The organism is Caulobacter sp. CCH9-E1 (genome assembly GCF_001556515.1).
In the GTDB taxonomy this organism is placed as follows: domain Bacteria; phylum Pseudomonadota; class Alphaproteobacteria; order Caulobacterales; family Caulobacteraceae; genus Caulobacter.
In genome coordinates, this window is sequence record NZ_LSJA01000226.1 from 1 (window position 1) to 6557 (window position 6557).

General features: G+C 68.6%; 9 protein-coding genes. 2 read left to right on the forward strand and 7 right to left on the reverse strand.

What is annotated here, in order from left to right:
• The 4 genes from ahpF to AX690_RS12940 form a co-directional block, all read right to left on the reverse strand.
• Positions 1-1261 (reverse strand): alkyl hydroperoxide reductase subunit F (gene ahpF, locus AX690_RS12925; protein WP_066730403.1); only part of this gene is annotated, 1261 nt, incomplete at its 3' end.
• Between the two features lie 128 nt (positions 1262-1389).
• Positions 1390-1953 (reverse strand): alkyl hydroperoxide reductase subunit C, encoded by a 564-nt coding sequence (ahpC, locus tag AX690_RS12930; RefSeq protein ID WP_066684642.1) that lies wholly within the window; start codon positions 1951-1953, stop codon positions 1390-1392.
• Between the two features lie 410 nt (positions 1954-2363).
• The gene (locus tag AX690_RS12935) at positions 2364-2762 is read right to left on the reverse strand and encodes a hypothetical protein (protein WP_066684640.1); all 399 of its coding nucleotides are present in this window, start codon (positions 2760-2762) and stop codon (positions 2364-2366) included.
• Between the two features lie 2 nt (positions 2763-2764).
• Positions 2765-3121, reverse strand: coding sequence for a DUF4870 family protein (locus tag AX690_RS12940; protein WP_369798213.1), 357 nt, complete (start codon positions 3119-3121; stop codon positions 2765-2767).
• 247 nt (positions 3122-3368) lie between these two features.
• On the opposite strand from AX690_RS12940, the gene AX690_RS12945 reads away from it, so the two are divergent.
• On the forward strand, positions 3369-3905 hold the full coding sequence (locus AX690_RS12945; RefSeq protein WP_066684635.1) for a fasciclin domain-containing protein: 537 nt from the start codon (positions 3369-3371) through the stop codon (positions 3903-3905).
• 61 nt (positions 3906-3966) lie between these two features.
• Here the strand turns inward: AX690_RS12945 and AX690_RS12950 are convergent, their stop codons facing one another.
• Genes AX690_RS12950 through AX690_RS12960 form a run of 3 tightly spaced genes read right to left on the reverse strand, consistent with a single transcriptional unit; the run spans position 3967 to position 5697 of the window.
• Positions 3967-4515 (reverse strand): hypothetical protein, encoded by a 549-nt coding sequence (locus AX690_RS12950; RefSeq protein WP_066684631.1) that lies wholly within the window; start codon positions 4513-4515, stop codon positions 3967-3969.
• A 6-nt stretch (positions 4516-4521) separates the two neighbouring features.
• Positions 4522-4926: a dihydroneopterin aldolase gene (gene folB, locus AX690_RS12955; protein WP_197426859.1), complete on the reverse strand. Its 405-nt coding sequence runs from the start codon at positions 4924-4926 to the stop codon at positions 4522-4524.
• A gap of 15 nt (positions 4927-4941) precedes the next feature.
• On the reverse strand, positions 4942-5697 hold the full coding sequence (locus AX690_RS12960) for an SDR family oxidoreductase (protein ID WP_066684628.1): 756 nt from the start codon (positions 5695-5697) through the stop codon (positions 4942-4944).
• 321 nt (positions 5698-6018) lie between these two features.
• On the opposite strand from AX690_RS12960, the gene AX690_RS12965 reads away from it, so the two are divergent.
• Positions 6019-6489 (forward strand): NUDIX domain-containing protein, encoded by a 471-nt coding sequence (locus AX690_RS12965; RefSeq protein WP_066684625.1) that lies wholly within the window; start codon positions 6019-6021, stop codon positions 6487-6489.
• Positions 6490-6557: the final 68 nt, after the last annotated feature.

The following is a 6557-nucleotide window of genomic DNA, read 5'->3' on the forward strand; positions in this document are numbered from 1 at the left end:
TCTCGGTGGTCATGGCCGAGGTGACGATCGTGACGTTCGGCAGGCTGGCCAGCTTGCGCTGGAGCACCGCGTCGGCGCGCAGTTGGCTGTCGAACTCGATCAGCGTCACGTGCGCCACGATGCCGGCCAGGTCGATGGCCGCCTCGACGCCGCTGTTGCCGCCGCCGATCACCGCCACGCGCTTGCCCTTGAACAGCGGGCCGTCGCAGTGCGGGCAGTAGGCCACGCCCTTGTTCTTGTACTCGGCCTCGCCGGGCACGTTGACGTTCCGCCAGCGGGCGCCGGTCGACAGGATCACGCTCTTGGACTTCAGGCTGGCGCCGTTCTCGAGCTTGATCTCGATCAGGCCGCCGGGAGTCTTGGCCGGAACCAGGCCCACGGCCTTTTGCAGGTTCATCACGTCGACCTCGTAGTCCTTGACGTGCTGCTCCAGCGCCGAGGCCAGCTTGGGGCCTTCGGTGTGCGGGACCGAGATGAAGTTCTCGATGTCCATGGTGTCCAGCACCTGGCCGCCGAAGCGCTCGGCCGCGACGCCGGTGCGGATGCCCTTGCGGGCGGCGTAGATCGCCGCGGCCGCGCCGGCGGGGCCGCCGCCGATCACCAGCACCTCGAAGGCGTCCTTGGCCTTGATCTTCTCGGCCATGCGGTCGGCGGCGCCGGTGTCCAGCTTCGCCAGGATCTGCTCGACGTCCATGCGGCCCTGGCCGAACGGCTGGCCGTTCAGCAGGATGGTCGGGACGGCCATCACCTGGCGTTCCTCGACCTCGGCCTTGAAGAAGGCGCCGTCGATGGCGACGTGATGGATGCGCGGGTTCAGGGCGCTCATCGTGTTCAGCGCCTGCACCACGTCGGGGCAGTTCTGGCACGACTGCGAGAAATAGGTCTCGAAGCGGTAGTCGCCGTCCAGGCCCTTGATGCGCTCGATCACCTCGTCATCGAGGCGCGGCGGGTGGCCGCCGACGTGCAGCAAGGCCAGCACCAGCGAGGTGAACTCGTGGCCCAGCGGCAGGCCGGCGAAGCGCACGTCCGCGTCGCCAAAACCTTCACTTGGGGCGGCGCGCGTGATGGCGAACGACGGCTTGCGTTCGTTGTCGCCGCCCAGGTTCAGGGTGACCTTGTCCGAGGTGGCGACGATGTCTTCCAGCAGGGCCTTCATCTCGGCCGAGCCGGCGGAGTCGTCCAGCGAGGCGACCAGTTCGATCGGCTGGCGCAGGTTCTGCAGATAGGTGGTCAGCTGGGTCTTCAGACCGGCGTCCAGCATGATGGGCTCCCTGGTGGGTTGGGGAGTGGAAAGGGCGTTCGATTGTCGGGGAGAACGATCGAACGCGGCGTACGATCGAGAAATCGCGTCGCCGACCCGAGCGGCCGGCGACGCGGGTAGCTCAGGTCTTAGATCTTGCCGACGAGGTCGAGCGAGGGGGCCAGGGTCTTTTCACCCTCTTCCCACTTGGCCGGGCAGACTTCGCCCGGGTGCGAGGCCACGTACTGGGCGGCCTTGACCTTGCGGATCAGTTCGGCGGCGTTGCGGCCGATGCCTTCGGCGGTGACTTCCATGAACTGGATGACGCCTTGCGGGTCGACCAGGAAGGTGCCGCGGTCGGCCAGGCCGACGCCCGGACGCATGATGTCGAAGTTGTTGGTCACCAGGCCCGACGGGTCGCCGATCATGGTGTACTTGATCTTGCCGATGGCGGGCGAGCTGTCGTGCCAGGCCTTGTGCGAGAAGTGCGTGTCGGTCGACACGGCGTAGATCTCGACGCCCAGCTTCTGGAAGGTGTCGTAGTTGTCGGCCAGGTCTTCCAGCTCGGTCGGGCAGACGAAGGTGAAGTCGGCCGGATAGAAGAAGAAGACCGACCACTTGCCCTTCACGTCGGCATCGCTGACCGTGACGAACTTGCCGTCCTTGAAGGCCTGGGCGGTGAAGGGTTTGATCTCGGTGTTGATCAGCGACATGGGGCGCTCCGTTGAAAGGATGCGCTGCTTGTACGGGGCGCTCGTAGATCGAGCAAATTGATAAATCTTCTGGACGGAATAGAGCGCCTCTATGGCGGGGCGCGGCGGTCTGGGCGGCGACGAAGATCTCGCCGCCGCCACGCCGGCGGACACGCCGTATGCGGATGGTTCGCGTCGAGAAAGGCGGTCTGTCCCCTCGGCGGGCATCGCCCGCCGCCGCCCTTTCCGATGTCGCGCGGATCACCCCCAGATGACCCAGCCGTCCGCCGACTCCGCGCCTCCCCAGACGCGGTGTCCGCCAGGGGCGCAAGTGACTGAAGCGGCGCGCCGAGGTCGAGAGGCGAGGGGCCTTCAGGTCGCCAGGCGGGGCGGACGACCTTCGTACGGGCGCCGGACGCGGGCGGGCGCCTCTAAATCAGCCAGCTTTGCGGGCGCGGATAGGGCTCGCCGCGCGACAGATAGTAGATGCCGGCGATGCAGCGGGCGATGAACCACAGGCTGATCCCGCCCATGATGATCCCGCCGAAGACCAGCATCGGGATGCCGATCAAGACGAGGCTCAGCGGGATGCCGACCAGGAAGATCGCCAGGCCCAGCAGGAAGCCGGCGATCGACAGCCAGAAGCTCCGGATGGCGAAGGTGAAATGGGTCGCGTTCACGGGGCCGGCGGCGTCGCGGCTGACATAGGCGACGATCAGGCCGACGATGAAGGTCAGGCCGTTGGTGAAGCCCAGCAGGTACAGGCCGTAGACCACGGCCGGCAGCAGCTTGTCCTCGTCGGAGCGGGGGGTGACGATGGTGTCGGTCATGATCAAAGCATCCAGCTCTTGGGCGTGGGATAGGGTTGGTTCTTAAACAGATTGGACAGGCCGATGATCCCGCGGACGATGATCCACAGGCCGACCGCGACCATCAGCACGACGCCGATACCGATCACGGTCAGCAGGGCCGAGATCGCGGCGAACAGCACGGCCAGCCAGAAGGTCCGGATCTGGAACTCGTAGTGGCTGGCCAGCCATTCGGGCGCGTCCTTGCGGCTGACATAGGCCAGGATCGCGGCGATCACGCAGGTAAGGCCGCCGGTCGGCGGGCCCGCGATCAGCAGGGCGTAGCCGATGCCTGGCAGCATCTTGTCGTCCTGCAGCCGAGGCGGGACGGCGGGGTCCATCGAAGGGTCTGACACGGTTTTGAGCCTAGGGATATCGTCGTTGGCTCAACGATCGCGCCGTCGGGGGCGGGATGCAAATGAAGGTGGCGTCATGACGCCGTTTTCACCTTCGGCGCCGAACATTACGAAAAAGTCATGTTCTCTTGAGCCGTCCAACCGGGCGGAGCGGCCGTAGAGCTAACCGACAACGCGCGCTGTCGACTTTCTCCCATCTATCCCCCCAACCCGATGGAAGGTCCCCCAAAAGATGATGCGTTCGATCCTTCGCCGCACGGCGATGCTGACGCTCGCCGCTACGGCGCTCGCCACCCCCGCTTTCGCCGACCACCACGGCGCCAAGCCCAACATCGTCGGCGTCGCCGCCGGCAATGCGGACTTCTCGACCCTGGTCACGGCGGTCAAGGCCGCGGGCCTGGTCGACACCCTGTCGGGCGCGGGTCCGTTCACGGTGTTCGCCCCAACCAACGCCGCCTTCGGCAAGCTGCCGGCCGGCACGGTCGAGACCCTGGTCAAGCCCGAGAACAAGGCGACCCTGACCAAGATCCTCACCTGCCACGTCGTGGCCGGCAAGGTGGAGGCCAAGACCCTGCTCGGCGCCATCCAGTCGAACGGCGGCGCCTACACGATCAACACGGTCGGCGGCTGCCAGTTCAAGGCGGCCGTCGAGGGCGGCAAGGTCGTGATCACCGACGAGAAGGGCGGCAAGAGCACCGTCACCGCCACCGACGTCGCGGCCAGCAACGGCGTGATCCACGTGATCGACAGCGTGCTGATGCCTCGCTGATCGAGGTTCGCCCCCGGCCTCGATCACGAACGCCCCGGCCTAACGGTCGGGGCGTTTTCTTTTACGGCAGCAGATCGGCGGGCGGATCGTGCGGGTCGAAGGCGCGGCCGGCGCCGATCCAGGGCAGGGCGGCCGTCAGCAGCAAGAGGACGAAGACCATCCGCGCGGCCATGTCGATCCCGACGGCGGCCATGCCGGCGCTCAGCGAGAACGCCAGGGTCGCGACCGCGCCGAGCGCGGTCAGGGCGATCATGCCGGTCAGGGCCGCGCGCGCCTCGATCCGCGCCACGCCGAACCGGGCCTTGGGCGAGAGATCCGCGCCGACGGCGGCGATCGCCCGCGCCAGGGTCGAGAAGCTGGGCAGCCGATCCTCGAACCGGCCCGGACCCTGATAGCTCTGCGAGACGATCTGGATCCGCCGCTGGCCGAAGGTCAGCAGCAGGCTGCGCCGGCGGCCGTCCTTGCCGATGGCGAGCCGGTAACGGCTCAGGCTAGCCAGCGGAAAGCGGCGCTGCGCCTTGCCGCGCGTCTCCACCAGCACCCCGGGCTCCAGCGTCCAGACCGTCTCGGGCTGGAGCGGGGAGAGCCGGGCGCCGTGGCGGATACTCATCGCGGTCTAGGCTCGAACGGCGGTGATCTCGACGCCGGCGGCGGCGGCGTGCGGGGCCAGGGCCAGGGGCTTTTCGACCCGCACCCGCGCGCGGGTGACGCGCGGATCGCTGAAGCAGGCCTGGGCCAGGCGCTCGGCGAAGGTTTCGACCAGGTCGATATGGCCCTCGGCGACGATGGCGCGGGCGGCCTCGCCGACCATCTCGTAGTTCACGGTGTCGGGCAGGCGCTCGCAGTGGCTGGCGGCCACGTCCAGCTCGACATCGACGACCAGCGGCTGCATGCGGCCGTGCTCGTGGTCATAGACGCCGATCTGGGCGTCGACCTTCAGGCCGCGCACGAAGACCTTGGTCACGATGACGCGCGCCAGGTCATGAGCAGAAGCGGTGTCGGGGAGCGGAGCTGCGGCCAAGGACGGCCTCTCTGGTTACGGAGCGACGATGTCGGGCGTCTTCCAGCCCAGGTGCTGGCCGCCGTCCACGGCGATCATCTGGCCCGTGACCGACGTGGCGTCAATGAGATAGCGCAGGGCGGCGGCGATCTCGTCGGGCGTCGCGCGGCGTTGCAACAGCACCCCGGCGGCCTCGGCCTCGAACTCGCCGGGCGCCTGATGGACCGAGGGCAGCACCGGCCCGGGGCCGATGGCGTTGACCCGGATGCGCGGCGCGAGCGCTTGAGCCAGCGTCTGGGTCGCCCACCACAGGCCCGCCTTCGACAGGCTGTAGCTGAAGAATTGCGGGTTGGGGCGCCAGACGCGCTGGTCGATGATGTTGACGACGAGGCCCGCGCGATCCGCCGGCAGGGCGGCGGCGAAGGCCTCGGCCAGCACCAGCGGCGCGCGCAGATTGGTCTCGAGGTGGAGGTCCCAGGTCCGGCGGGAGAGGTTCCCGACGCGGTCGTCCTCGAAGGCCGAGGCGCTGTTGACCAGCAGGGTGACGGGCCCGAGGGCTTTGGACGCCTGGGCGATCAGGCCGCCCGTCTCGGTTTCGTTGGCGAGGTCGGCGCGGACCAGGGCCGCGCGGCGACCCAGCGCCCGCGCGTCGGCGGCCGTCTCTTCGGCCTCGTCGGTCGAGGCGCGGCAGTGGATGGCGACGTCAAAGCCGGCGCGGGCGGCTTCAAGGGCCAGGGCCCGACCGATCCGACGCCCCGCGCCGGTGACCAGGGCCGCGCCGCGCGGGCTCATCGACGGGCTCAGTCGATGCGGCCGAACTCGGACAGGTTCAGCGTGCAGACGATGCCCAGGAAGATGGCGATGACGAGGATCGCGAGCATGGCGCGGCTCCGAAAGAGAGGGTTGTGGCTTCGGCTTTAGCGGGCGAGCCCCCCGACCGCAAGCGCGGGAGATCGCGTAGCCTTATAAGCGTGTCACCCCGGCCGTAGCGCGAAGCGCGGAGAGCCGGGGCCCAGGGGCGGCGCGCGCTGCGCTCCTTCACCCCTGGGTCCCGGATAGCCTCTGCGAGGCTTCCGGGATGACACTAGATTGGGGCGGGCCTTACAACACCCCATGCTCTGGCGCCGCCGCATCGAACCGTTCACCCGCCCCCTGGTCTACGCCTTCTTCCGCTTCAAGCGGGGGCTGACCCTGGGCGTACGGGCGGTGGTCACCGACGAGGAGGGCCGCGTGCTGCTGCTGCAGCACACCTATGTCCACGGCTGGTACCTGCCCGGCGGCGGGGTCGAGCGCGGCGAGACGGCCGAGCTGGCCGTGGTCCGCGAGCTCCAGGAGGAGGCCGGGGTGCGCGCGCTCAGCCGTCCGCGCCTCGTCTCGGCCCACAGCAACGAGATCCTGCACCCCGGCGACCACGTGCTGGTCTATCGCATCGAGGCCTGGGAAACTTGCGCCTCGAACGCGGCCGGCGAGATCCACGCGGTCGGCTGGTTCGACCCCCACGACCTGCCCGATGAGACCACCCGCGCCACCCGCCGGCGCATCGCCGAGGCGCTGCATGGGGAAGAGCCGGACGCGATGTGGTGAGGCGCGCGTGAATCCCTCTCTCTTTGAGAGAGCGACTGTCTGGATGGTCAAGCGTTGGCCATTGCGTT